This is a genomic window from Micromonospora sp., assembly GCF_048594385.1.
Taxonomy (GTDB): domain Bacteria; phylum Actinomycetota; class Actinomycetes; order Mycobacteriales; family Micromonosporaceae; genus Micromonospora; species Micromonospora wenchangensis.
In genome coordinates, this window is the sequence record NZ_JBMDWU010000269.1 from 1 (window position 1) to 23,463 (window position 23,463).

Consider the following 23,463-nt stretch of genomic DNA (forward strand, 5'->3'; position numbering starts at 1 on the left):
GCCCAGCACCAGCACCGGCGGGCGGCCCACCGCCGGCTCCGCCGGGCGGCCGGCGAGCAGCTGCCCCTGCGCCCGCCGGCCGGCCCGACCCAGCCGGGCCCGGTGCCGGCGGGCGTCCGCCTCGGGCAGCTCCCGGCTGAACAGTTGCCGCCGGTGCAGCCGCAGACCACCACCGAACAGCGCGGGCAGGGTGCCCAGCGGGTTGGCCCGCAACGCCGCGCCGGCCGTGGCCGCGCCGCCGAGCACCGGCGCGACCAGCACCGCCGCGCGGGCCGGGTACCGCGCCAACGCGTGCGACACCACCAGGGCGCCCGCGCCGTGCCCCACCAGCACCGCCTGCCGGGACAGCCCCGCCGCCACCTGGACCACGTCGTGGGTGTACGCCCGCAGCGTCGCCCCCGGCGCCGGTTCGCTGCCGCCGTGCCCGCGCAGGCTCATCGCGTACGCGGGGAAACCGCGCGACGCGGCGTGCTCCAGCCAGTGTTCGGCGAACGCCCACGCCCCGTGCCCGAACCCGGGGACGAACAGCAGCGGCGGACGTCCCTCCTCCAGCTCCGGGTCGACGCCGAGCACCTCGCGGCGGGCCGGACGGACCGGGTGGGCCCACTCCCGGCCCCGCATGATCCGGACCCGCTGATCGGTCGTGCCGGTCACTTGCCCTCCAGCTCGTCGAGGGCGCGCTGCACCGCGCGCAGGTAGTCGACGTGGCCCACCTCGAACCAGTGCCGGCTGCTGTCCTTGACCTTCCCCGCGTACCGCTCGCCCGCGCCGGCCGCCGCCCGCGAGGCGAACGCGGCGGCCCGCTGTGGCTGCTCCCGGCGCAGCCGCAGCGACCGGGCGAAGAGCACGGTCTGCCAGTGCGCCAGGGTGAACAGCCCCGAGTCGGGCTGCAACAGCCCGGCCACCGCCAGCGTCGGGTGGCCCGGCGGGAACGCGTGCAGCCACAGCCGGGGGCGGCCCGAGCCGTCGGCGTCGCCGAGGACGCCCGGGTCGAGGAACTCGAAGCGGGGCAGGTAGCCGGTGGCGAAGACGACCAGCTCCGGGTCGATCTCCCGGCCGTCGGTGAGGGTCACCCCGCCGGGGTGGAACCGGGCCAGCTCCGGCACGGGGGTGATCTCGCCGTGGCCGACGTAGTAGACCAGTTGGCTGTTGGCGATCGGGTGCGTCTCGTAGACCCGGTGGTCCGGCTTCGGCAGCCCGAACCGGGTGAGGTCACCCACGGTCAGCCGCAGCGTCCAGTGGTAGAGCCACTGCCGCAGCCGCAGCGGCACCCGCAGCGCCAGCAGCGCGTCGTTGACCTGGTCGGCGGGACGGCCGAGGACGTACTTCGGGGCGTACCAGTAGCCGCGGCGGGTGGAGTGCCAGCAGCGGGACGCCTGCTGGGCCGCCTCGACCGCCAGGTCGCAGCCGGTGTTGCCGGCCCCGACCACCAGCACCCGCTTGCCGCGCAGCTGGGCGGGGTCCTTGTAGGACGAGGCGTGCATGACCTCGCCCCGGAACTCCTCCAGCCCCTCGTAGCGGGGCAGCTTCGGCGACCAGTTGTGCCCGTTGGCGACCAGCACGGCGGCGTACCGGGAGGTGCGTTCCGGGCCGTACCCGCCGGTGCTGCGGGTGGTCACGTCCCACCGGTCGCCGTCGACGGGTTCCACCCGTACCACCTCGGTGCCGAACCAGATGTGCCGGCGCAGGTCGAAGTGGTCGGCGTACCGCTCGAAGTAGGACAGCAGCTGGCTGTGGTGCGGGTAGTCCGGCCAGGAGTCCGGCATCGGGAAGTCGGGGAACTGGGTGAACGGCCGCGACGAGATGAGGTGGGTGCTGGCGTACACCGGGCTGCGGTCGTGCCGCCAGTTCCAGCCGCCGCCGACGCCGGTCTCCCGTTCGTAGCAGTCGACGCCGAAGCCGTGTTCGGTGAGGTTCTTGACGGCGGTGAGGCCGCTGGCCCCGGCCCCGATCACGCAGACCGTGTCGCCCCGGTCGGAGACCGGGCGGCCGTCCCGGTTCGCAGGGAGCGTCGTGGGCTCCGGTTCGGGCCGGCCGTGCTCGGTGGAGGGGGACACCGGGATTCTCCTTATGTGCGGCCAGGTACGCCGGTTCGACCGGCATCCTTCCGGGCCCCCGACCCGTTGTCCAGCCCGGCTCGCGGAGGTGTCGTGACGCGTCGCGGGACGACCCCCGGGCGGCCGTGGCGGCCGGCCCGGGGACGCTGCCGGCCGGTCAGTCGGTGACCGGCAGCAGCAGGTCGACCAGGACCGGGAAGTGGTCGCTGGCCCGGCGGGTGGTCGGGGTGTCCACCACGTCGTAGCCGACCACCTCGACCCGGGGGTCGACGAAGAGGGCGTCGATGCGGCGGCGCGGGTTGGTGCACGAGTAGGTGTGCCGGTCGGCCGCGTCGGCGGCGATCGCGGCGTCGGTCAGGCCGGCCGCCACGGTGCCCCAGGCCGGGCCGTCCGGGCCCTCGTTGAGGTCGGCCCCGAAGACCACCGGCAGGTCGCTCGCGGACAGCTCCCGCCGCAGCAGCGCCGCCTGGCCGGGCCGCTCGGCCGGGTCGGTGGACAGGTGCGAGCCGGCCAGCAGGAACCGGGCCCCGCCGACCTGGCAGCGGGCGTACGCCGCGCCGCGCAGGTGCCGGCCCGGGGTCAGCGGGAACCGCTGGCAGTGCGTCCCGGTCACCCGGACCCGCAGGCTGGTCAGCAGCAGGTTGCCCAGCGACGGCAGCCCACCGGCGGCCACCACCAGGCCGAACGAGTCGGCCAGCGTGGCGGACTTCTGCCGCCACCGCAACCGGCGCGGCGCCTCCTGCACGATCACCACGTCGGGGGCGGCCTCGCGGACCACGCTGGCCAGCGCCGCCGTGTCGTCGCGCTGGCTGTGGATGTTGTACGACACCACCCGCAGCGGCACCCGCCGGGCGTCGTTCGGGCTGGACCCGGCCGCTCCCGTCGGGGCCGGTGCCGGCGGCGCGGCGGCGGTGTCGGCGGGCGCGGGGGCGTCCGGGCGCGGGGGCGTCGGCGCGGCGCTCATCGGCGGCGGGCCAGGTCGGCGGCACCGATGACGCCGGCGCTGTTGCCCAGCTCGGCGGGCCGCACCTCGGCCACCGGGAGCCGGCTGCGCTGGGCCAACGCATCGGCGAAGGACCGCCGGGTCGGGCCGAGCAGCAGGTCACCGGCATCCACCACGCCGCCGCCGACCACCAGCACCTGCGGGTCGAGGATCTGGGCCATGTCGGCGAGGCTGGTGCCGAGCCAGCGGCCGATCTGGGCGAACGCCTCGGCCGAGATCGGGTCGCCGGCCTGGGCGGCGGTGGTGACCATCGGGCCGGTGATCGCCTCGGCCTCGCCGCCGGCCAGCTCCAGCAGGGCGGTGGCGCGCTGCGGTTCCTGCCGGGCCCCGGCGCGGGCGAACCGGACCAGGGCGCTGCCGCTGGCGTACTGCTCGATGCAGCCGAGCCGGCCGCAGCCGCACTGGTGGCCGTCCGGGACGGTGAGCATGTGTCCCAGCTCGGCGGCGATGCCGTGGGCGCCGCGGACCAGCTCGCCGCCGAGGACGATGCCGCCGCCGACACCGGTGCCGATGGTGAACATGACCATGGAGTCGTCGGCGTCGCGGGCCGCGCCGTGCCGGAACTCGGCCCAGGCCGCCACGTTGCCGTCGTTCTCGACGATCACCGGGAGGCCGGTGGCGGCGCTGACGTAGTCGCGCAGCGGTTCGTCGCGCCAGGCCAGGTTGGGGGCGAACAGCACGGTGGAGCGGGACGCGTCGATCCAGCCGGCCGCGCCGATCCCCACCGCGTCGACCTGGTGGCCGGTGGCGAGCTGGGTGACCAGTTCGATGATGACGTCGCGGGTCTTGCCGACGTCGTCCGCGGGGGTGTCCCGCCGGGCCTGCACGAGCACCCTGCCGGTGTCGTCCACGACACCGCCGGCCACCTTCGTGCCACCGACGTCGACTCCGATGGTCAGCGTCACCGCGGCCACTCCCCTCTGCTGTGCTGCCCGACATCGGCCGAAACCGGCCGTACGCTGCCGGGATGTCCGGTGGTCAGGCCCCGTCGCCTGGTGCGTCCCCGTCCGCGCCGGCCGGCGCGCGCGAGGCGGGCACCACGGGACCGTCGGCCGCGGGCCGGACCTGCTGGGCCGGCGCGGCCGGCCCGGCGTCGTCGACGGGCGGTGCGGCGGCGGCCGGTTCGACCGCGTCCTCCGCCCGGGTGGCGGCGGACCAGACGTCCCGCTCCGGCGCCGACGCAGAATCATGCCCGGTGCGGGTGGCCTCGCGCCACACATGATCGGCTCCGGAATCGGACGGGCCGGTCGGCGCGGCGGCGTCACCGGCGTCCCCGGGGGGTGCTTCCCCGGCTCCGGGCGGGGCGAACGCGCGCATCAGGCTGGCGACGCCGGCCGCCAGATCCCCCGCGCCGGTGGCGAGCCGCTCGGCGAATTCGGGACTGGGATCGCGTAGGGCGGCGACCGCCCGGCAGATCGGACAGACGCAGCACTCGGCCGATCCGGTGGCGAAACCCTGCGCGCGGTGGCCGCCGCCGGCAGACCGGGACGGGGTGGCACTGTGACCGAGGACACCCGAGACGATCCCACCGAGCGGACCCCACGGCCCCGACGCCGACCCGGAGCCGGCGGAGGCCAGCCGGGCCGTCGCGAGCAGCGTGGCGACCAGCCGTTCCGCTTCCTCCCGGGCCGAGCCCGGTTCCGTTGCGCCCATGGTCGGCTCCTCCGTCGTGTCGCCGGCCGTCGCGTCGCTACGCCGCACCGGTTGCTTCTACCCGGCGCTTGAGCTGCTTCAACGCCGTATCCATGATCATTTTCTCGGCCTTGCGGCGAAACATGCCGAGCATGCCCACCGACAACTCGACCTCCAGCGTGTAGGTCACCGTGCAGGTGCCGTCCGGGTTGCCGACCAGGTCGTACGAGCCACGCTGGGACTTCTGCATCGTCGAGGGCGACACCAGGTGCCACTCGATGCGGGACAGGTCCTCGGCGTACTCGTAGGCCAGCACGTACTCGTCGGCCATCACCCCGGCGTCGATGGTGAACCGGACCTGGCTGGCGTAGCCGTCCTCGTATTCCTCGACGACCTCGGTCCGGCGCACCGCCTCGGTCCACTCCGGGTAGCGCGCGAAGTCGCACACGACCGCCGCGACCCGGTCCGGTGACGCGCCGATGACGATCGACTGGGTGGAGGAGTCCGCCATGGGGGGAGGCTACCCGGCGCGCCCGACGGATGCCCCGCTCCACCCCCCGGGCAGGGGCCGGGCAACCTGGCTGGGGCGTCCGCCCGGCCGGCCGGGTAGGTTTCGACCATGCCGGCCCGTGGTCGGCCCGGCCAGTGCGAGCACGAGGGAGTGCAGGTGCGCGAGTTCTCCGTCCCGCCGATCGTCACCAGCGGCGACGCGGCAAACCTGACCGACCCGGTCTGGGACAACGCCGAGGCCGCGCCGGACGCGGTGCAGTTCGTCCGGCCCGCCGTCGAGGGCCGCGCCGGGGTCGACGTCACCTGCCGGCAGTTCCGCGACGAGGTGGTCGCGGTGGCCCGGGGGCTGGCCGGCGCGGGGGTCTCCCCCGGTGACCGGGTCGCCCTGATGAGCCGGACCCGCTACGAGTGGACCCTGCTCGACTACGCCATCTGGGCGGCCGGCGCGGTCACCGTACCGATCTACGAGACCTCCAGCGCCGAACAGGCCGCCTGGATCCTCGCCGACTCGGGCGCGGTCGCCGTGGTGGTGGAGACCAACAGCCACGCCACCCTGGTCGCCGGGGTCCGCGACCGGCTGCCCGAGCTGCGCGACGTGTGGCAGATCGAGCTGGGCGGGGTGGACGAGATCGTCGCCGCCGGGACCTCGGTCGACCCGGAGGAGATCGAGCGCCGCCGCACCTCGGTCCGCGCCGCCGACGTCGCCACGATCATCTACACCAGCGGCACCACCGGCCGCCCCAAGGGCTGCGTGCTGACCCACCGCAACATGTACGCCGACATCGCCAACGCGGTGCCGGTGCTGCCGAACCTGTTCCGCCCGGGCGCCTCGACCCTGCTCTTCCTGCCGCTGGCGCACGCCTTCGCCCGGCTCATCCAGATCGGGGTGGTGCAGGCGCGGGCCACGATGGCGCACTGCGCCGACACCCGGGACCTGGTCGCCCAGCTCCAGGAGTTCCGGCCGACGTTCGTGCTCTCGGTGCCGCGGGTCTTCGAGAAGGTCTACAACGGCGCCCGGCAGAAGGCCGAGGCCGACGGCAAGGGCGCGATCTTCGACCGGGCCGAGAAGGTCGCCATCGCCTGGAGCGAGGCGCAGGAGACCCCGGGCGGTCCCGGGTTCGCGCTGCGTGCCCAGCACGCGGTCTTCGACCGGCTGGTCTACCGCAAGCTGCGGGCCGCCCTCGGTGGCCGGTGCCGGGACGCGATCTCCGGAGGCGCCCCGCTCGGCGCCCGGCTCGGGCACTTCTTCCGGGGCATCGGGGTGACCATCTGCGAGGGGTACGGCCTCACCGAAACCTCCCCCGCCGCCGCGGCCAACCTGCCCACCGGCACGAAGATCGGCACCGTCGGCCGGCCGCTGCCCGGCGTGACGATCCGGATCGCCGACGACGGCGAGATCCTGATCGCCGGTGACCTGATCTTCCAGGGCTACTGGAAGAACGAGGCGGCCACCGCCGAGGCGCTCGCCGACGGCTGGTTCCGCACCGGCGACCTGGGGCACCTCGACGACGACGGTTTCCTCAGCATCACCGGCCGCAAGAAGGAGATCATCGTGACGGCCGCCGGCAAGAACGTCGCCCCGGCGGTGCTGGAGGACCAGGTCCGGGCGCACCCGCTGGTCAGCCAGTGCGTGGTGGTGGGAGACCGGCAGCCGTTCATCGCCGCCCTGGTCACCGTCGACGAGGAGGCGCTGCCGAAGTGGCTGGCCGCCCACGGGATGCCCGAGGACACCCCGGTCGCGCAGCTCGTGGCGCACGACGCGCTGCGGGCCGAGATCCAGGGCGCGGTGGACACCGCCAACCTGGCCGTCTCCAAGGCCGAGGCGATCAAGGTGTTCCGCATCCTGCCCCGCGACTTCACCGAGGCGACCGGCGAGTTGACCCCCTCACTCAAGGTCAAGCGGCAGGTCGTCCACAAGACGTACGCGGCCGAGATCGCGGACATCTACCAAGGCTGACTACGATCCGTCACGTGCCCGCCTCCACAGCCGCCCGCCCCCAGACGCGTCCCGTCGCCGCCGCCGCGCGAGCGGTGATGCTCGCGCTGGTCGGCGTCCTGACCCTGGTCGCCACCCGCGATCCCGCCCAGCTCTGGTGGATCGCCCTGCTGGCGGTCGCCGGAGCGCCCGCCCTGCTCGCCCCCGAGCACCGGCTGATCGGCCCGCTGAGCCGGCTCGCCGAGGCGGTGGTGATCGGGTTGGCCGCCAGCCAGGTCGCCGTCTCCTCCGCTCTCGGCTCGTCGGTCGGCGGGCTGGGCGCCTCGGCGGTGCTGCCCTACCTGGCGGTGCCGGTGACCGTCACCGCGCTGCGCCGGCAGTTCCGCGAGGGCGCGGTGCTGCTCGGGGTCACCGCGGCCACCCTGCTGGTGGCGGGCGCCTTCACCGAGGTCGCCGGTGGGCGGCAGCTCGGCCAGGCCGGTTACCTGGCGGTCTGCGCGCAGTGGCTGATCCTCGCCGGGCTCGGCCTCTACGCCGCCGGCACGCTGCACCAGGTGATGCGGGTCCGGGCCGACGGCAAGCCCCAGCCGTACGCCGAGGCGACCCGGCTGCTGACCCAGCTGCGGACGGTCGCCCGGCAGCTGCCCGGGGCCACCCTCGACCCGGGCGGCATCTCCGAACACCTGCTGGAGGAGCTGCGTACCGTCGCCCCCGGCAACCGGGGCGCGGTGCTGTCGGCAAGCGGCGGCGGGCGGCTCGTGGTCCTCGCCCAGGTCGGCGTCGACCGGGTCGACTGGGAGACGACGTTGGACGCCGACTCGGCGATCGCCGACGCCTGGGCCAGCCAGCAGCCGCAGACCTCGGCCCGGTCGCAGGCCCGCTCGCACAGCGGCGGGGACGTCTCGGCGCTGATCGTGCCGCTGGTCGCCGGGGTGCGTACGGTCGGCCTGGTGGTGCTGGAGGCGGACGCGGCGCACGCCTACCCGCCGCCGGTGGTGTCCCGGGTGACCGCGCTGACCGGCCCGGCGGCGCTGCGCCTGGAGGCGGCGCTGCTCTTCGACGAGGTGCGGTCGCTGGCCACCAACGAGGAGCGGCAGCGGCTGGCCCGGGAGATCCACGACGGGGTGGCGCAGGAACTGGTGATGGTCGGCTACGGCATCGACAACGCGCTGGCCTACGTCGACGAGGACCCGAAGGAGACCGCCGAGGCGCTGCGCACCCTGCGCGGTGAGGTGACCCGGGTGATCACCGAGCTGCGGCTGAGCCTGTTCGAGCTGCGCAGCGAGGTCGACCGGCACGGCGGCCTGGCGGCGGCGATCGCCGAGTACGCCCGCACCGTCGGCGCGTCGGGGGGCCTGCGGGTGCACCTGTCGCTCGACGAGTCGACCGCCCGACTGCCGGCCGCCACCGAGGCCGAGTTGCTGCGCATCGCCCAGGAGGCGGTGACCAACGCCCGCAAGCACGCCGGGGCGTCGAATCTCTGGGTCACCTGCGAGGTGGACCCCCCGTACGCGCAAATTGAAGTGTCGGATGACGGTCACGGCATCGGTGACCAGCGCACCGACGGTCACTACGGCCTTGCGATCATGGCGGAGAGGGCGGAACGTATCCGGGGCCGGTTGGAGATCAGTCCCCGGCAACCCAGTGGTACGACCGTGGCGGTGGTGGTGGGTTCGTCGCCCCGGCGCGATAACGTGCGTGGCAGCGCAGCAGCAGAAGTGGAGTAATTCGAGGATGACCACAAGCCCGACACCGGCCACCCGTACCAAGGTCCTCCTTGTCGACGATCACGATCTGATCCGCAAGGGGCTGCGGCACGCCTTCGAGCGGGACCGTCAGTTCGAGGTCGTCGGCGAGGCCGCCACGGCGGCGGAGGGCGTGCGCCAGGCCGGCGCGCTGCAACCGGACGTCGTGATCATGGATCTGCGGCTTCCCGACGGCAGCGGCCTGGAGGCCACCCGGGCGCTGCGCAAGTCCAGCGCGTCGATGGGCATCGTGGTGCTCACCATGTACGCCGGTGACGACCAGCTCTTCGGTGCGTTGGAGGCGGGGGCGAGCGCCTTCGTGCCGAAGACCGCGCCGGCCGACGAGGTGGTGGCCGCCGCCCGGCACGCCGCCTCCTCGCCCAGCGCGTTCACCGCCGCCGACCTGGCCGAGGCGATGAAGCGCCGGCTGGCCCCGTCCGGCCCGCAGCTCTCCCCCCGCGAGGGTCAGGTGCTGCGGCTGCTCGCCGACGGCATGAGCGTGGCCGGCATCGCCAAGCAGCTGTTCGTCAGCGAGTCCACCGCCAAGACCCACATCTCGAAGCTCTACGAGAAGCTGGGCGCGGCCAACCGGGCGCAGGCGCTGATGACCGCCCTGCGGCTGGGTCTGCTCGAGGCGCCGGACGCCCCGAAGTTCTGAGGCGGGGCCACCCCGCCGGGCCGGCAGGCCCGGGTCCACCCCGGACCCGGGCCTGCCGTCGGCACACCACCGGTTCGACTGCGCCCGGTGAGCGACCGGTCGCGCACTGATCGCGGTCTTTGCACGTGGGCGGTGGACAGGCAGAATACCCGGGTGAACCGCACGGTCGACCATGTTAGCGGTGGTACTCGACAAAGGGGTTGGGGATGCAGCGACCGAACTGGGCACCCGACGACATCGACATCGAACGCCCCAGCGTCGCCCGCATGTACGACTACTACCTCGGCGGCTCGCACAACTTCGCCGCCGACCGGGTCGCCGCCCGCGCGATGGTGGAGGCGGTTCCCGACGCGCCGCTGATGGCCCAGGCCAACCGGGCCTTCCTGCGCCGGGTGGTGCAGCACCTGGTCGACTCCGGCATCCGCCAGTTCCTCGACATCGGCTCCGGCATCCCCACCGTCGGCAACGTGCACGAGATCGCCCAGCGGGCCGACCCGCGGGCCCGGGTGGTCTACGTCGACGTCGACCCGGTCGCCGTCGCGCACAGCCAGGAGATCCTCGCCGGCAACCCCACCGCCGCCGTCGTGCAGGAGGACCTGCGCCGGCCCGAGGCGATCCTGGCGCACCCCGAGGTGACCCGGCTGATCGACTTCTCCCAGCCGGTGGCCGTGATGATCGTGGCGGTGCTGCACTTCATCCCGCACGCCGACCATCCCGAGGACATCCTGCGCACGTTGCGCGCGGCGCTCGCCCCGGGCAGTTACCTGGTCCTCTCCCAGGCCAGCGACGACAGCCGGGGCGGGGCCGAGCGGACCGAGGCGGAACGGGTCTACCGGCGTACCGACAACCCGCTGTGCATCCGCAGCCGGGCCGAGCTGACCGCGTTCTTCGACGGCTTCACGATCGTCGACCCCGGGGTGGTCTGGGTGCCGCAGTGGCGGCCCGAGACGCCGGAGAGCGCCGAGAACGCCGAACAGGCCGTCTTCCTCGGCGGCGTCGGGCGTCTCGATGGGTGAGCCGACAGGCCCCCGGGCGTCCTGCCCGGGTACGTTCGCCCGCGCCTGGGCCAAGGCGGTCTCCGGCACCAGCTACCTGCCGATGACCCAGGCCCAGTTGGAGGAGCTGCTGCAACGGCTCACCGTACGACTGGCGGCCGCGCTGCGGGCCGAGCCGTTCGACCCGCGGGTCGGTCACCAGGTGGGCGCGGAGCTGGTGGCCGCGCACATCGCCTCGGCGGAGGGGCTGGGGCGGACCGTCGAGGTCGTCCAGCTCCGCCTGCTGCGCGACCTCGGCCTGGTCGGCGACGACATCTCCGACCGGCTGGCCCGGTTGCTCGCCACCATCACCACCGGGTACGCCCGCGCGCTGCGCGACCGGACCCTCGACGAGCAGGAGTCCATCCGGCGGGCGGCGATGGTGGCCCGCGCCCAGGCCGAACGGGCGCTGCGCGACAGCGAGTCCCGCTTCCGCCACCAGGCGACCCACGACCCGCTCACCGACCTGCCCAACCGCACCCTGTTCACCGAACGGCTCGCCACCGCCCTCACCGTCCCGGGGCGGGGTTCCGCCCGGGTGGGGGTGTGTTTCCTCGACCTCGACCGGTTCAAGGTGGTCAACGACTCCCTCGGTCACCAGCTCGGCGACGCCCTGCTGGTGCAGGTGGCGCAGCGGCTGAGCCGGGCCCTCGGCGAGCACCTGGTGGCCCGCCTCGGCGGTGACGAGTTCGTCATCCTCGTCGAGCGCACCGACGGCACCGACGACGTGGTGAAGGTGGCGGAGGCGGCGCTCGCCGCGGTCGCCGAGCCGGCCCTGGTCGAGGGGCACGAGCTGACCGTCACCGCCAGCGCGGGCATCGTGGAACGGCCGGTGGCCGGCACCACCCCGGGTGAGTTGATGCGGGCCGCCGACAGCACCCTGCACTGGGCCAAGGCGGCCGGCGGTGCCCGCTGGGCGCTGTTCGACCCGGCCCGGCACCGCACCGAGCTGGCCCGGTACGCCCTGTCGGCGGCCATCCCCGCCGCCCTGGACCGGGGCGAGTTCTTCCTGGACTACCAGCCGCTGACGTCGCTGCGGGACGGCACCGTGGTCGGGGTGGAGGCGCTGGTCCGCTGGCGGCACCCCGAGCTGGGGGTGCTGGGCCCGGACAGCTTCATCGGGCTGGCCGAGGAGACCGGGCTGATCGTCCGGCTCGGCGGTTGGGTGCTCGCCGAGGCGTGCCGGGAGGCGGAGAGCTGGGCCGCCGGCGGCGGGCCGGCACCGTTCGTCAGCGTCAACCTCGCCGTCCGGCAGGTCCACCGTCCCGGCCTGGTGCAGGAGGTGCGCGGGCTGCTGGCGCAGACCGGCCTGCCGCCGCAACGACTCCAGTTGGAGATCACCGAGAGCACCATGATGAGCACCGGCGGGGAGGACCCGGTCCGGGCCCTGCGGATGCTCAACGACCTGGGTGTCCGGATCGCCATCGACGACTTCGGCACCGGCTACAGCAACCTGGTCTACCTGCGGGACCTGCCGGTCACCGAGCTGAAGGTGGCCGGCGAGTTCGTGACCAGGTTGCGCAGCCCGCAGGTCGACCCGGCCAGCCGCAACGACGAGCAGATCCTGGCCTCGCTGGTGTCGCTGGCCCACGCGCTGGACCTGACGGTCACCGCCGAGGGGGTGGAGACCGCCGACCAGGCCGACCTGCTGCGCTCCATCGGCTGCGACACCGGCCAGGGCTGGCACTTCGGCAAGCCCGCCCCCGCCGCCCGCATCCTCGAACAGATCCGCTGACCCACCGCCGGCGACCACCCCGCCGCCCTGTTCGGCGGCGGGCCGACCGGCGGGTCGGTAGACGGGTCGGTCGGCGGGTCAGCCGGGGGCGGCGGTGCCGGTGAGCAGGTCCGTCAGGCGGCGGGCCTGGGTCTCCCAGCGCCACTCCTTCTCCACCCAGGCCCGCCCGGCCGTGCCGAGCTGCCGGGCCAGGTCCCGGTCGGCGAGCAGGGTGGCCACCCGGTCGGCGAGCACGGCGACGTCACGCCCCGGGACGACGTACCCGGTCTCGCCCTCGCGGACCGCGTCCGGTGCGCCGCCGGAGTCACCGGCCACCACCGGCAGTCCGGTCGCCGACGCCTCCAGGTAGACGATGCCGAGCCCCTCGACGTCGAGCCCCCGGTTGCGGGTACGGCAGGGCATCGCGTAGACGTCACCGGCCGCGTAGTGGGCGGGCAGCGCCTCCCACGGCACCGAGCCGGTGAACACCACGTCACGTTCCACGCCGGTGGACCGGGCCAGCTTCTCCAGCGTCGCCCGGTAGGGCCCGCCCCCGACCACCAGCAGCGCCGCGTCGGGCACCCGGCGGCGGATCGCCGGCAGGGCCCGGATCAGCATGTCCTGGCCCTTGCGGGCGACCAGCCGGGAGACGCAGACCACCACCGGCCGGTCGGCCAGCCCGAGCCGGGCCCGCACCGGCGCGCCGTCCACCCCGGGGTGGTAGGTGTCCACGTCGACCCCGGGGGCGAGCCGGTGCAGCTCGGTGACGCCGCGCAGGGCGCGCTCCAGCCGTACCCGGGTGTAGTCGCCGAGGTAGGTGACCACGTCGGTGTCCCGACCGATCCGGCGCAGCGCGGCGCGGGCCCCCGGCAGGGTCGCCCAGCCGGCCTCGTGACCGTGGGTCAGCGCCACCGCGCGGCGGATGCCGGCCCGGCGGCGCAGTCCGCCGGCGAGCAGGCCCAGCGGCGCGGCGGCACCGAACCACACCGTGTCGCAGTCGTGCTCCCGGGCCAGCCGGGCGGCCCGGCGGGCGACCCGCGGGGTGGGCAGCAGCACCCGGGTCGCGTCCCGGACCACCGGGAAGGGTTGCGCGGCGTCGAACCCGGCGGTGTCGCGCCAACTGGAGGCGTAGACCACCACCGAGCCGGGCGGCTGGCGGACCGCCAGGTGGTGCACGAACGACTGGATGCCGCCGGGGCGGGGCGGGAAGTCGTTGGTGATCAGCAGGGTCCGGGTCACCGGCCGGCCTCCCGGGCGTAGGCGCGGGCGGCGGCCATCCGCTCCACCGTGGACGGGTGCGAGGCGAACCAGAGGTACTCCGCCCGGGGCGGGTCGGGATCGGCCAGGTTGACCCCGGCGAGCCGGCGTTGCATCGCCTCGAAGGTGGCCGGGTCACCGGTGAGCGTCAGGGCGTGCGCGTCGGCCCGTGCCTCGATCCGGCGCGACACCAGCGCCTGCACCGGGCCGGCGACCAGCCCGACGACCGTCACCAGGGCGATCAGCAGCGCGAACGCCCGGGGCTCGGCGATCGAGTCGACGCCGGCCCGGCGCAGCAGCGGCGTCCAGGAGCCGACCAGGTAGAGCGCGACGACCGCGGCGGCGGCCCCGAGCGCCCCGGTCAGCGTGCCGGTCCAGACGTCACGGTCCTTGGCGTGGCCCAGCTCGTGCGCCACCACGCTGGTCACCTCGGCCGGGGTGGCCTCGCGCAGCAGGGTGTCGTAGACCACCACCCGCCGGGTCGGCCCCAGACCGGAGACGTACGCGTTGACCGCCCGGGTGCGGCGGGAGGCGTCGGCGACCAGCACGTCCCGCACCGGTACGCCGTCCCGCGCGGCCAGGGCGGTCAGCTCGGTGCGCAGCGGCCCCTGCTCCATCGGGGTGAACCGGTTGAACACGGGCTCCACCAGCACCGGCAGCACGAAGGACAGCAGCACCACCAGCCCGGCCGCGCCGGCCGCCCCGAACGCCCACCACCAGCGCGGGGCGAGCCGGGTGACGGTGTAGAAGCCGAGCAGCACGGTCGCGGCGAGCACCGCGCTGAGGGCGTACGACTTGAGCAGGTCGACCGTCCAGCCGCCCCAGCCCTGGGTGGCGAGCCCGTACCGGGTCAGCACCGACTGCCGCCAGGCGGCGAACGGGAGGGTGAGCAGGTCGGCGACGAGCACCACGGCGATCCCGCCGAGCACCGCGCGGGCGATCCAGTGGTCGCCGAACGGCCGGCCGGCCAGCTCGACCAGCCTCGCCCCGAGCGGGGTCAGCCCGAGCAGCAGGGCCACCAGCAGGCCGACGGCGAGCCCGGTGTAGCGGCCGGGGCGCAGGGCCGCCTGCAACGCGCGCCCCCGGGCGACCTGGTCGGCGGGCAGGTCACGCAGGGCGGCGAGCTGGTCGGCGCGGGGGGCCGGGGGCCGGCTCCACGGGACCAGCAGGGCACCCAGGACGACCAGGGCCAGCACCAGCGCCGCCAGGGTGAGCACCGCCCAGCCGCGCGGGCTCACCGGGGCACCCCGGGTACGGGTCCGCGGGCGTGGCGTCGTACCCGTGTCATGCCGCCGCTCCTCCCGCCGTGAGCGCCCATCCTATGGCCCGCCGGCGCGGCCCCGCCGTGGTGTCCACCAGCCGCCGCTGCGGCGGGGCGGCGGTCAGGCGACCCGGCGGCGGGCGGGGCGGGCGGTCTCGTGGGCCAGGACCTCCACCTCGAAGCCGGAGCGGGTGAGCACCTCGATCGCCCGGTGCTCGGCGACGCCCAGGCCGGCGGCCGGGGAGTCGGTGTCGAGCAGGGCCGTCACCAGGCAGCCGGCGCAGCCCGCGCCCCGGACCCGGCAGCCGTCGCAGTCGATGAGCATCGTGCCTCCTGACGCAGTGCGGCGTCGGGCGGAAACCCTCGTCACCACCCGAGCACCGTCGGTCAGGTCGGACACTAACCATCGGGTACGACACAATCGGACAACCGGTGATCAACCAGGGTCGAACCGGTGAGAGTGGCGTCGAAGCGTGCAGAGCGTCACACGGGGCGTCGGCGACTCCCCGGTGACGGACCGGGCTCGACGTGCAGCGGGGTCAGCCCTCGGCGGTGACCGCGGTGGCGGTGACCGTGCCGTCGGTCGCCGGGCCGCCCTGCACGGTGACGCTCTGCCCGGCCTTGAGCGCGCTCAGCCTGCTGGCCTTGGCGGTACGGACCGCGGTGGTGTCGGTGGTACGCACGGTGAGCACCGTGCCGTCGGCGGTCTCCACGTAGAGCGTTGCGCCGTCGACCAACTTCACCGTGCCGCTGGTCGTCGCCGCAGCGGTCGCGCCACCGGGCTGACCTGCCCCGCCCGGCCCGACGCCGCCCTGGCCACGCCCGCCGGCGCCGGGGAAGGCGGTGGGCACACCACCGGGGAACCCGGCCCGCCCCGACCCGGCGGTACTCGACTCCTCACCACCCCAGCGCTGCTGCACGTGAACCCCGGCCAGGAAGCCGGCCAGCACCAGGACCAGCACACCGAGCGCCAGGGTGGTCCGGTCCCACCAGCGGCGCGGTGCCGCTGCGGCGAGCGCGGCGGTCAGCTCACGGTCCGGAGCATCCGCCGGGGCCGGTGGCGGGTCGTCGACCCGGTCGAAGCTGACGGTGTCGCTGCTGTCCATGTCGGTTCCTCGCATGTCGGCCTACTCGTAGCGCAGGGCGTCGATGGGGCGCAGCCGGGCCGCCCGGGCCGCCGGAAGACCGCCGAAGAACAGGCCGATCGCGACCGAGACCCCGAGGGCCAGCCCCACCGAACTGGGCACGATCACCGGGTGGACCCCGACGATGGTGAACCGGGCACCGATCAGGGCCGCCGCCACCCCGAGCGCCCCGCCGAGCAGGCTCAGCAGGGTCGCCTCCACCAGGAACTGGGTCAGCACGGTACGCCGACGGGCACCCAGCGCCTTGCGGATGCCGATCTCCCGGGTCCGTTCGGTCACCGTCACCAGCATGATGTTGGTGATGCCGATGCCGCCGACCAGCAGGCTGATCGCGGCCACCGCACCCAGCAGCACGGTGAAGGTGTCGGCCGTCTCGGACTGGGTCTGCAACAGCTGCGCGGCGTTCTGGATCCGGTACGGGGTGCCGCCCGAGGCCGACGTCGGCAGGCGCTGGGCGAGCACCGTGGAGATCTGCCCCTGCGCCGCCGGCACGCGGGCCGGATCAGCCGCCTCCACCAGGATCGAGCTCAGCGACCCGTACCCGGTGAGCACCTCGCGTACCGCCCGCAGTGGCGCGACCGCGGTGTCGTTGGCGTCCTGGAAGCCGGTCGAGGACTTCGCCGCCAACACCCCGACCACGGTGAACAGCGCGCCGCCCGCGGTGACCTGCCGGCCCACCGGGTCCACCCCGGCGAACAGCTCGTCGGCCACGGTCCGGCCGAGGACCACCACCCGGCGGCCCTGCGCCTCGTCGTCGGCGCTGAACGCCGTGCCACTGGCCAGCGGCGAGTTCGACGCGGCGAACCAGCTCGGCCGGGTGCCCACGAACTGCGGCACCTCGTGGTCGGCCCCCTCGAAGGTCAGGGTGGCGCTCGTGGTGGCCAGCGGGGAGACCGACCGTACGTCGGGCGCGAGCACCGGATCGGCGAGCGCGTCGGCGACCTCGAGGGTCAGCCCGCCACCGCTGCCGCCCCGGTTGGTGCCGGTGACGGTCAGCGTGTTGGTGCCCAGCGCCTCGATCCGGTCGTTGACCGCCTGGGCCGAGCCGTTGCCGACCGCGACCAGCAGGATCACCGCGGCGACACCGATCAGGATGCCGAGCATGGTCAGCGCCGAGCGCAGCTTGTTGGCGGCCACGCCGCGCAGCGCGAACCGGACGGTCTCGGTGAGGCTCACCGGCCCGCCCCCGGCACCGCGTGCCGCCCGCCCTGGCGGACGTCCGAGCGGACCTGACCGTCGAGCAGCCGGATCAGCCGCCCGGCGCGGGCACCCACCTCCGGCTCGTGGGTGATCAGCACGATCGTCCGCCCGGCCGCGTTGAGCTGGTCGAAGACGGCCAGGATGTCCTCGGTGGACGTGCTGTCGAGGTTGCCGGTCGGCTCGTCGGCGAGCACCAGGGCCGGCTCGGTGACCAGCGCCCGGGCCACCGCGACCCGCTGCTGCTGACCACCGGAGAGCTGGTTGGGCTGGTGGTCGGCGCGATCGGCCAGCCCCACGGCGTCCAGCGCGGCGAGCGCCCGCTGCCGCCGCCGGCCGGCCCGCACCCCGGCGTACGCCAGCGGCAGCTCGACGTTGGCCAGCGCACTGGTCCGGGGAATCAGGTTGAACGCCTGGAAGACGAAGCCGATGAGGCGGTTGCGGACCAGGGCGAGCTGACGGTCGGCGAGGCTGCCCACGTCCACCCCGTCCAGCAGGTACTGCCCGTCGGAGGGCACGTCGAGGCAGCCGAGGATGTTCATCAGGGTGGACTTGCCGGAACCGGAGGAGCCCATGATGGCCACGTAGTCACCGGCGTTGACGGCCAGCGAGACCCCGCGCAGGGCGTGCACGGCGGACGGGCCCTCGCCGTACACCTTGGTCAGCATCCGGACGTCCAGGACCGGCCGGCGCGCGGTTACCGGGGTCATCACCGGGTTCCGTTCCCGCCCCGGGTGCCGCCGCCGGGGCCGGCGCCCCCGCCGGGCAGGCCACCGCCCGGGAAGCCACCCCCGCCGGGAAGGCGACCGCCGCCGGGGACTCCGCCGTTGGTGCCGCCCGTGCCGGTGCTCTGCGGCAGCACCACCCGCTCCCCCTCGGTCAGCCCCGAGGTGACCTCGTACGCCTGGTCGCCGGCGAGACCCACGGTGACCCGTCGGCTCTCCTGCCCCGTCTCGGTGAGCACGGTGGCGGTGCGCCGGTCGCCGGTGCCGCTGATCGCCGCCGAGCTGACCGTGAGGACGTCCGCGGCGGTGCCGGTGACCACCGAGACCCGTACGGTCTGCCCCGACCTGGCCTCGGCGGGCAGCTCGTCGACGCTGACCGTGACGCCGTAGGTGACCACGTTGTTGGTGGTGGTGGCCTGCGGGTCGATGGCGACGACCTGCCCGCCGGCCCGGGCTCCCGGCAGCGCGTTCCAGGTGATGGTGGCCGCCTGACCGTCCTTGAGCCGGGTCGCGTCCGCCTCGGCGAAGCCGGCGGTGACCTGGAGCTTCGTCAGGTCGGCCAGCTCGACGAACCCGCTGGCGGAGGTGGACCCGGAGCCGGCGGCACCCGTCGAACCGCTGCCACCCTGCTGCCCGGTCGAGCCACCGCCGGTGGCCGACCCGCCGGAGGAACTGCCCACGGTGCCGTTGACCGTGACGACCGTACCGGCCATCGGCGCGGTCAGCCGGGTGCCGGCCACCGCGGCCTCGGCCTCGGACACCGCCAACTCGGCCTGGGTGACCGAGGTCTGTGCCGACGAGGTGTCCGAACCGGCGTCCTCGGCGCGGTCCAGGGCCTCCTGCGCGGCGGTCAGGTCCGCCGTTGCCACGTCGAGGTCGCGTTGCGCGGCGGCCGGGTCGACGGTGGCCAGCAGTTGGCCCTTCTTCACCCGGTCGCCCACCCGCACCCGGACGGCGGTGACGGTGCCGGCGGTGGCGAAGCTGGCACTGGCCGTCGCGGCGCTGCGCACCGAGCCGTCGGCGGTGACGGTGGCGGTCACCGTGCCCCTGGACACACTGACGGTCCGGGTGCCGGTGGGCCGGGCGTCCGCCGCCGCGTCGCCGCGCACCGACAGCCACGCCCAGCAGCCGCCGCCGGCCAACAGCAGCACCAGGGCGGCGTTGACCGCGACGGGGGGCCGGCGCAGGACGGCCGGCAGGCGCACTCGCATGGCGGTCAGCTTCGCCGGCACGGCTGGGAGGAGCTTCGGCGCAAGCTCAGAGCTGGCTCGGAATCGACGCCGCCGGGTCGTCACGCGACGAGGTCGACTGCGGGGGTACGGCGGGCAGCAGCACCCGGAAGGTGGTCCCCGCGCCCGGACCGGTGTCCAGCTCGATCCAGCCGCCGTGCGCGTGCACGATCGACGCGGCGATGGACAGTCCCAGACCGGAGCCGCCCCCGCCGGCCCGGCCCCGGCTCGGGTCGGCCCGGTACAGCCGCTCGAAGACCCGACCGGCGTGCCCGGCGGGGATGCCCGGCCCGTCGTCGTGCACCTCCAGCACGGCGAATCCGTCCCCGTCCGACGCGGGCACCGGCCCCGAGCGGACGACCGGCCCGGCCGGCGGGGCGGCGAGCCGACCGACGCGGACGGTCACCCGGACCGTCGGCCCGGTGTGCTGCACCGCGTTGCCGACCAGGTTCGCGGCGACCTGGCGCAGCCGGTGCTCGTCGCCGAGCACGGTCGGTGTCTCGAAGGTCGGGTCGTGCTCGGCGAGGGTGCTCAGCCGCACGGGCCGGCCCGGCGTCCGGGCGTGCGCGTCGCGGATGGTGTCGGCGGCGATCCCCAGCAGGTCCACCGGACGCCGCGCGGGGGTGCGCTGCCGGTCCAGTCGGGCGAGCAGGAGCAGGTCCTCCACCAGCACACCCATCCGGGCCGCCTCGCTCTCGATCCGGCCCATCGTCTCGTCCAGCGCGGCACCGGGTGGGGCACCCCCGCGCCGGTACAGCTCGGCGAAGCCGCGGATCGAGGTCAGCGGCGTCCGCAGCTCGTGCGACGCGTCCGCGACGAACTGCCGCAGCCGGCGTTCGGAGGCGGCGCGGGCGCTCATCTCGGTGCCGATCCGGTCCAGCATCAGGTTGACCGCGGCACCGAGCCGACCGGGCTCGGTGTGCGGGTCGGTGTCGTCCACCCGGTGTGTCAGGTCGCCGCCGGTGATGCCGGCGACGACCCGCTCCATCCTGGTCAGTGGGCGCAGCCCGAGCCGCACCACCGAAGCGGCCAGCAGCCCGAGGCCGAGCAGCACCCCGCCGGTGACCGCGACGTCGATGAGCAGCAGCCGGTCGGTGGTCCGGCTCACCTCGGCCAGCGAGGCGCCGACCACCACGACCGCGCCGGTTCCGCCCGCCGGCACCGCGAACAGCCGCCAGTCGGCGCCGCCGTGGCGACCCGCAACGGTGTACGGCCGGCCGGTACGGGCCCGCGCGGTCACCTCGGCCAGCGTGCCCGGGTCCGGTGCCGTCTCGCTGGGGGTGCTGCTGTGCGCGGCGTCGCGGGTGCCGTCGGCGCGGTAGAACAGCACGAGCTGGTCGGGCCCGAGCCGGGCGAGCCGTCCGGCCGGCGCACCCGCCGACCCGCTGCCCGGTGACCCGGTGACCGGGCGGGGCTCGCCGGTGAACGGGCGGACCTGTCCGGCGAGTCGCTCGTCGACCCGGTCCACCAGGTAGCTACGCAGCAGTAGCAGGCCGGCGGTGTTCGCCCCGAGCAGGGCCAGCGTGGCGAGCGCCCCGACGACCAGGACCAGTCGGGACCGCAGCGTCCAGTGCGACCAGGGGCGCACCCGGGCCAGCCGCCTCACTCGTTGCCGCGCGGCAGCCGCAGGGTGTAGCCCACACCGCGCACCGTGTGGATCAACGGTGGATCGGAGCGGTCGACCTTGCGCCGCAGGTAGTAGACGTACGACTCGACGATCCGCCCGTCGCCCCCGAAGTCGTAGTTCCAGACCTGCTCCAGGATCTGCGCCTTGCTCACCACCCGCCCCGCGTTGATCAGCAGGTAGCGCAGCAGCCGAAACTCGGTGGGCGACAGGTCGACCGGCCGCCCGGCCCGGCGTACCTCGTGGGCGTCGTCGTCCAGCTCCAGGTCGGCGTAGCGCAGCAGCCGGCTGCCCGGGGTCGGCGGCAGCTCCGCCCGGGTACGCCGCAGGATCGCCCGGATCCGCAGCACCACCTCCTCCAGGCTGAAGGGCTTGGCCACGTAGTCGTCCGCACCGGCCACCAACCCGGCGACCCGGTCCTCGACGGTGTCCCGGGCGGTCAGGAAGAGCACCGGCACCGGCCGGCCGGCGGCGCGCAGCCGCCGGGCCACCTCGAAGCCGTCCAGGTCGGGCAGCATCACGTCGAGGATCACCAGGTCCGGGGCGAACTCCTCCACACCGGCCAGCGCGGCCCGCCCGGATCCCGCCACCCGCACGTCGTACGCGACCAGCCGCAGGGTGGCGGCCAGCAGGGTGCAGATGTTCGGCTCGTCGTCGACCACCAGCAGGCGGGCACGGGCGGGTTCGCCCTCGACGCTCGGGGTCGGACCGGCCGTGGGCGGCCGGAGGATGTCGGTGTGCACCCGAACTGCGTACCGGACGAGCCTCCACGCCTGCTGTGCCGGACCTGTGCGCCGGCTGTCACCAGGAGCGCCGCACCAGTTCACCGGCATCGATCCCGGAGGTGATCTCGGTGTACCGGTCGCCGCGCAGCCCGACGGTGACGGTGCGGGCCGGCCCGCCGTCCGCCGGCAGCACCCGGCCGGTACGGTCGGCCCCGTCGTGCACGGCGGTGGACGGCACACGCAGCGCGTCCCGCACCGCACCGGTCTGCACCGTCACGGCGGCGCTCTGCCCGACCAGCAGGTCCTCCGGGGCGGTGGTGAAGGACAACACGACGCCGTAGCGGACCATCGTGCCGTCGGAGGTGCCGACCGGGTCGACCTGCACCACGCTCGCCTCGAACGGCTGCTCCGGCCGGCCGGCCAGGGCGAGTGTCGCGCTCTGGCCGACCGCGAGCGCCCCGGCGTCGGCCTCCGGGAACTTCGCCACCACCTGCATGGCGTACGTGTCGGCCAGGGTGATGAAGGTGCTGTCCCGGTTCACCCGGCTGCCCACCGGCCCGGCCACGGAGAGCACGGTGCCGGCCATCGGCGCGCTGATGGTGGCACCGTCGAGGGCCTCCTGTGCCTGCGTGAGGGCGGCCTCGGCCCGGTTGACCCGGCGCTGGGCGGCCAGGATCGGGTCGGTGCCCCGGGCAGCGTTTCCGGCGTCCGCGCCGCAGTTCGCGCCACCGCCCCCGGGGCCTGCCGGTGCCGGGGCCGCGCCCGGTCCACCGGTGGCGGTCGGCACGGGGCCACCTGGCGTACGGCTCGGCGAGGCCGAACCCGCGGTGGGTCGGGGCGTGGGACTGCTGCCGGTGGTGGGCGGGCCGGCGGTCGGCGTCGCCCCGGTCGTGCCGGTGGGCTCCGGCGAGCGCCAGAGCACCGGTCGTGCCCCGGAGCCGGACCCGGTGCCGGTGGGGCAGTCCGGTGCCGGGTCGTCGGCCGCGTCCCACGCCGCGGTCAGCGCGTCCCGCGCCTCGGCCAGCTCGGTCCTGGCATCCTGGACGGTGTCCGCCACGTCGGCCATGTCGGCCTCGGCGAGCGTGGCGAGCCGCTGGCCGACCGTGACCACGCTGCCCGGCCGCACGCTGACCGTCTGCACCGTGCCGGCGACGGTGAAGCTGAGACTGCGGGTGGTGGCCGGCTGGACGGTGCCCGTGGTGGCCACCTCGACGACCACCGGCCCCCGGTCGACGGCCACCGTCACCGGTCGGGTCGACGCGTCCGAGGTGTCCGCCGTCCAGGCGCGTACGCCGGCCGCTCCGAGCAGCAGCAGACCGGCGGCACCGGCCGCCCACCACCGGGTCCGCCGGGTACGCCAGCGTCGTCTCAGACCGATCCCCATGGTCGGGCAGTCTGCGCAGCCCGCCTCGCGGTCGGCTCGACCGCACCTCAGAGTTCGCTCGGAACCGCGCCCCGGCCCTGGTGCCCGCCCGACCGCAGGGCGGGAAACCGGTGGGCGGGTGCCCCGGGGCGCGCTCCGAGGGAACTCCGAGCCGGGTCTGAGCCGCCGACGAGGTACGACCGGTTCGCTGAACAGCTACCGGACGAAGCCTGAGGAGTGCCCGTGCCGTTGACCAAGAGGTGCCGTCGGTTGGCGACCGTGATGACCGCCGCCTCGGCCGCGTTGCTGCTGGCCGCCTGCGGTGGTGGGTCCGACGACGACGGGCCGGGGGACGCGGGTGGGGCCGGGAACGCCTTCGCGGCCTACCAGAAGTGCCTGCGGAACAACGGCGTGGCGCTGCCGACGATGGACCCGTCACGCGGCCCCCGCGGCGCACGCCCGTCGGGCTTCCCGACCGACCGCCCGACCGCCCGACCGTCGGGCTTCCCGACCGGCAGCGCCGACCCGTCGCGCCGCCCGGGGCGCGGCTTCCCGGGCGGCGGCCGACCCGAGGGGGTCGACGAACAGACCTGGCAGAAGGCGCGCAGCAGGCGTGTGCGTCGGTGCGGCCCAGCGGCCGGCCGGGCG

At 75.1% G+C, this 23,463-nt stretch carries 21 protein-coding genes and 1 pseudogene; 6 read left to right on the forward strand and 16 right to left on the reverse strand.

What is annotated here, in order from left to right:
• From ACOJTC_RS14285 to ACOJTC_RS14310, 6 genes are all read right to left on the reverse strand, one after another.
• The coding region (locus ACOJTC_RS14285; protein WP_420117246.1) for an alpha/beta hydrolase at nucleotides 1–621 on the reverse strand (621 nt) is incomplete at its 3' end.
• 29 nt (nucleotides 622–650) lie between these two features.
• Nucleotides 651–2,057, reverse strand: a complete 1,407-nt coding sequence (locus ACOJTC_RS14290) for a flavin-containing monooxygenase (RefSeq protein ID WP_363651558.1) — start codon at nucleotides 2,055–2,057, stop codon at nucleotides 651–653.
• A 157-nt stretch (nucleotides 2,058–2,214) separates the two neighbouring features.
• The gene (locus tag ACOJTC_RS14295) at nucleotides 2,215–2,901 is read right to left on the reverse strand and encodes an endonuclease/exonuclease/phosphatase family protein (protein WP_420117247.1); all 687 of its coding nucleotides are present in this window, start codon (nucleotides 2,899–2,901) and stop codon (nucleotides 2,215–2,217) included.
• A gap of 116 nt (nucleotides 2,902–3,017) precedes the next feature.
• Nucleotides 3,018–3,965, reverse strand: a complete 948-nt coding sequence (locus tag ACOJTC_RS14300; protein ID WP_204927818.1) for an ROK family glucokinase — start codon at nucleotides 3,963–3,965, stop codon at nucleotides 3,018–3,020.
• Nucleotides 3,966–4,038: 73 nt separating this feature from the next.
• On the reverse strand, nucleotides 4,039–4,713 hold the full coding sequence (locus tag ACOJTC_RS14305) for a hypothetical protein (protein ID WP_204927819.1): 675 nt from the start codon (nucleotides 4,711–4,713) through the stop codon (nucleotides 4,039–4,041).
• Nucleotides 4,714–4,750: 37 nt separating this feature from the next.
• Complete coding sequence (locus tag ACOJTC_RS14310) at nucleotides 4,751–5,203, reverse strand: SRPBCC family protein (protein WP_204927820.1); 453 nt, start codon at nucleotides 5,201–5,203, stop codon at nucleotides 4,751–4,753.
• 156 nt (nucleotides 5,204–5,359) lie between these two features.
• On the opposite strand from ACOJTC_RS14310, the gene ACOJTC_RS14315 reads away from it, so the two are divergent.
• The 5 genes from ACOJTC_RS14315 (at nucleotide 5,360) to ACOJTC_RS14335 (ending at nucleotide 12,310) form a co-directional block, all read left to right on the forward strand.
• Entirely contained in the window at nucleotides 5,360–7,159 is a 1,800-nt protein-coding gene (locus ACOJTC_RS14315; RefSeq protein ID WP_420117235.1) for an AMP-dependent synthetase/ligase, read from the forward strand.
• A gap of 14 nt (nucleotides 7,160–7,173) precedes the next feature.
• The gene (locus ACOJTC_RS14320) at nucleotides 7,174–8,865 is read left to right on the forward strand and encodes a GAF domain-containing sensor histidine kinase (RefSeq protein ID WP_204927822.1); all 1,692 of its coding nucleotides are present in this window, start codon (nucleotides 7,174–7,176) and stop codon (nucleotides 8,863–8,865) included.
• A gap of 7 nt (nucleotides 8,866–8,872) precedes the next feature.
• The gene (locus ACOJTC_RS14325; protein ID WP_007072219.1) at nucleotides 8,873–9,541 is read left to right on the forward strand and encodes a response regulator transcription factor; all 669 of its coding nucleotides are present in this window, start codon (nucleotides 8,873–8,875) and stop codon (nucleotides 9,539–9,541) included.
• A gap of 206 nt (nucleotides 9,542–9,747) precedes the next feature.
• On the forward strand, nucleotides 9,748–10,557 hold the full coding sequence (locus ACOJTC_RS14330) for an SAM-dependent methyltransferase (RefSeq protein ID WP_420117236.1): 810 nt from the start codon (nucleotides 9,748–9,750) through the stop codon (nucleotides 10,555–10,557).
• Nucleotides 10,550–12,310, forward strand: coding sequence for a putative bifunctional diguanylate cyclase/phosphodiesterase (locus ACOJTC_RS14335; RefSeq protein WP_420117237.1), 1,761 nt, complete (start codon nucleotides 10,550–10,552; stop codon nucleotides 12,308–12,310). Before ACOJTC_RS14330 ends, ACOJTC_RS14335 begins: the two co-directional genes overlap by 8 nt.
• A 78-nt stretch (nucleotides 12,311–12,388) precedes the next feature.
• On the opposite strand, the gene ACOJTC_RS14340 is transcribed toward ACOJTC_RS14335, so the two are convergent.
• The 10 genes from ACOJTC_RS14340 to ACOJTC_RS14385 all read right to left on the reverse strand — a co-directional run bounded on the left by ACOJTC_RS14340 (nucleotide 12,389) and on the right by ACOJTC_RS14385 (nucleotide 22,836).
• Nucleotides 12,389–13,528, reverse strand: coding sequence for a glycosyltransferase family 4 protein (locus ACOJTC_RS14340; RefSeq protein WP_420117238.1), 1,140 nt, complete (start codon nucleotides 13,526–13,528; stop codon nucleotides 12,389–12,391).
• A complete protein-coding gene (locus ACOJTC_RS14345; protein ID WP_420117239.1) occupies nucleotides 13,525–14,784 on the reverse strand; it encodes a M48 family metallopeptidase in 1,260 nt (419 codons plus the stop codon). Before ACOJTC_RS14345 ends, ACOJTC_RS14340 begins: the two co-directional genes overlap by 4 nt.
• A gap of 144 nt (nucleotides 14,785–14,928) precedes the next feature.
• Nucleotides 14,929–15,132, reverse strand: a complete 204-nt coding sequence (locus ACOJTC_RS14350; protein WP_420117240.1) for a hypothetical protein — start codon at nucleotides 15,130–15,132, stop codon at nucleotides 14,929–14,931.
• A gap of 214 nt (nucleotides 15,133–15,346) precedes the next feature.
• Nucleotides 15,347–15,913: a hypothetical protein gene (locus tag ACOJTC_RS14355; protein WP_420117241.1), complete on the reverse strand. Its 567-nt coding sequence runs from the start codon at nucleotides 15,911–15,913 to the stop codon at nucleotides 15,347–15,349.
• Between the two features lie 21 nt (nucleotides 15,914–15,934).
• Nucleotides 15,935–17,128, reverse strand: coding sequence for an ABC transporter permease (locus ACOJTC_RS14360; RefSeq protein WP_420117242.1), 1,194 nt, complete (start codon nucleotides 17,126–17,128; stop codon nucleotides 15,935–15,937).
• Nucleotides 17,125–17,859: an ABC transporter ATP-binding protein gene (locus ACOJTC_RS14365; RefSeq protein WP_420117243.1), complete on the reverse strand. Its 735-nt coding sequence runs from the start codon at nucleotides 17,857–17,859 to the stop codon at nucleotides 17,125–17,127. Before ACOJTC_RS14365 ends, ACOJTC_RS14360 begins: the two co-directional genes overlap by 4 nt.
• The gene (locus tag ACOJTC_RS14370) at nucleotides 17,859–19,085 is read right to left on the reverse strand and encodes an efflux RND transporter periplasmic adaptor subunit (protein WP_420117244.1); all 1,227 of its coding nucleotides are present in this window, start codon (nucleotides 19,083–19,085) and stop codon (nucleotides 17,859–17,861) included. The genes ACOJTC_RS14365 and ACOJTC_RS14370 overlap by 1 nt, the downstream gene beginning before the upstream one ends.
• 46 nt (nucleotides 19,086–19,131) lie before the next feature.
• Nucleotides 19,132–20,700, reverse strand: coding sequence for a sensor histidine kinase (locus ACOJTC_RS14375; RefSeq protein ID WP_420117248.1), 1,569 nt, complete (start codon nucleotides 20,698–20,700; stop codon nucleotides 19,132–19,134).
• A gap of 5 nt (nucleotides 20,701–20,705) precedes the next feature.
• Complete coding sequence (locus ACOJTC_RS14380; protein ID WP_420117249.1) at nucleotides 20,706–21,395, reverse strand: response regulator transcription factor; 690 nt, start codon at nucleotides 21,393–21,395, stop codon at nucleotides 20,706–20,708.
• 133 nt (nucleotides 21,396–21,528) lie between these two features.
• Complete coding sequence (locus ACOJTC_RS14385; RefSeq protein ID WP_420117245.1) at nucleotides 21,529–22,836, reverse strand: efflux RND transporter periplasmic adaptor subunit; 1,308 nt, start codon at nucleotides 22,834–22,836, stop codon at nucleotides 21,529–21,531.
• Nucleotides 22,837–23,058: 222 nt separating this feature from the next.
• Between ACOJTC_RS14385 and ACOJTC_RS14390 the strand changes: the two are divergent.
• Nucleotides 23,059–23,463 (forward strand): annotated as a pseudogene (locus ACOJTC_RS14390) (hypothetical protein); the annotation flags it as partial.

What these genes read in the sequence shown, in the direction of transcription:
- ACOJTC_RS14305 (WP_204927819.1), bottom strand. Translation starts at nt 4,713, where the DNA reads ATGGGCGCAACGGAACCGGGCTCGGCCCGGGAGGAAGCGGAACGGCTG.
- ACOJTC_RS14355 (WP_420117241.1), bottom strand. Translation starts at nt 15,913, where the DNA reads ATGGACAGCAGCGACACCGTCAGCTTCGACCGGGTCGACGACCCGCCA.
- ACOJTC_RS14325 (WP_007072219.1), top strand. Translation starts at nt 8,873, where the DNA reads ATGACCACAAGCCCGACACCGGCCACCCGTACCAAGGTCCTCCTTGTC.
- ACOJTC_RS14365 (WP_420117243.1), bottom strand. Translation starts at nt 17,859, where the DNA reads ATGACCCCGGTAACCGCGCGCCGGCCGGTCCTGGACGTCCGGATGCTG.
- ACOJTC_RS14385 (WP_420117245.1), bottom strand. Translation starts at nt 22,836, where the DNA reads ATGGGGATCGGTCTGAGACGACGCTGGCGTACCCGGCGGACCCGGTGG.
- ACOJTC_RS14310 (WP_204927820.1), bottom strand. Translation starts at nt 5,203, where the DNA reads ATGGCGGACTCCTCCACCCAGTCGATCGTCATCGGCGCGTCACCGGAC.
- ACOJTC_RS14350 (WP_420117240.1), bottom strand. Translation starts at nt 15,132, where the DNA reads ATGCTCATCGACTGCGACGGCTGCCGGGTCCGGGGCGCGGGCTGCGCC.
- ACOJTC_RS14370 (WP_420117244.1), bottom strand. Translation starts at nt 19,085, where the DNA reads ATGCGAGTGCGCCTGCCGGCCGTCCTGCGCCGGCCCCCCGTCGCGGTC.
- ACOJTC_RS14330 (WP_420117236.1), top strand. Translation starts at nt 9,748, where the DNA reads ATGCAGCGACCGAACTGGGCACCCGACGACATCGACATCGAACGCCCC.
- ACOJTC_RS14335 (WP_420117237.1), top strand. Translation starts at nt 10,550, where the DNA reads ATGGGTGAGCCGACAGGCCCCCGGGCGTCCTGCCCGGGTACGTTCGCC.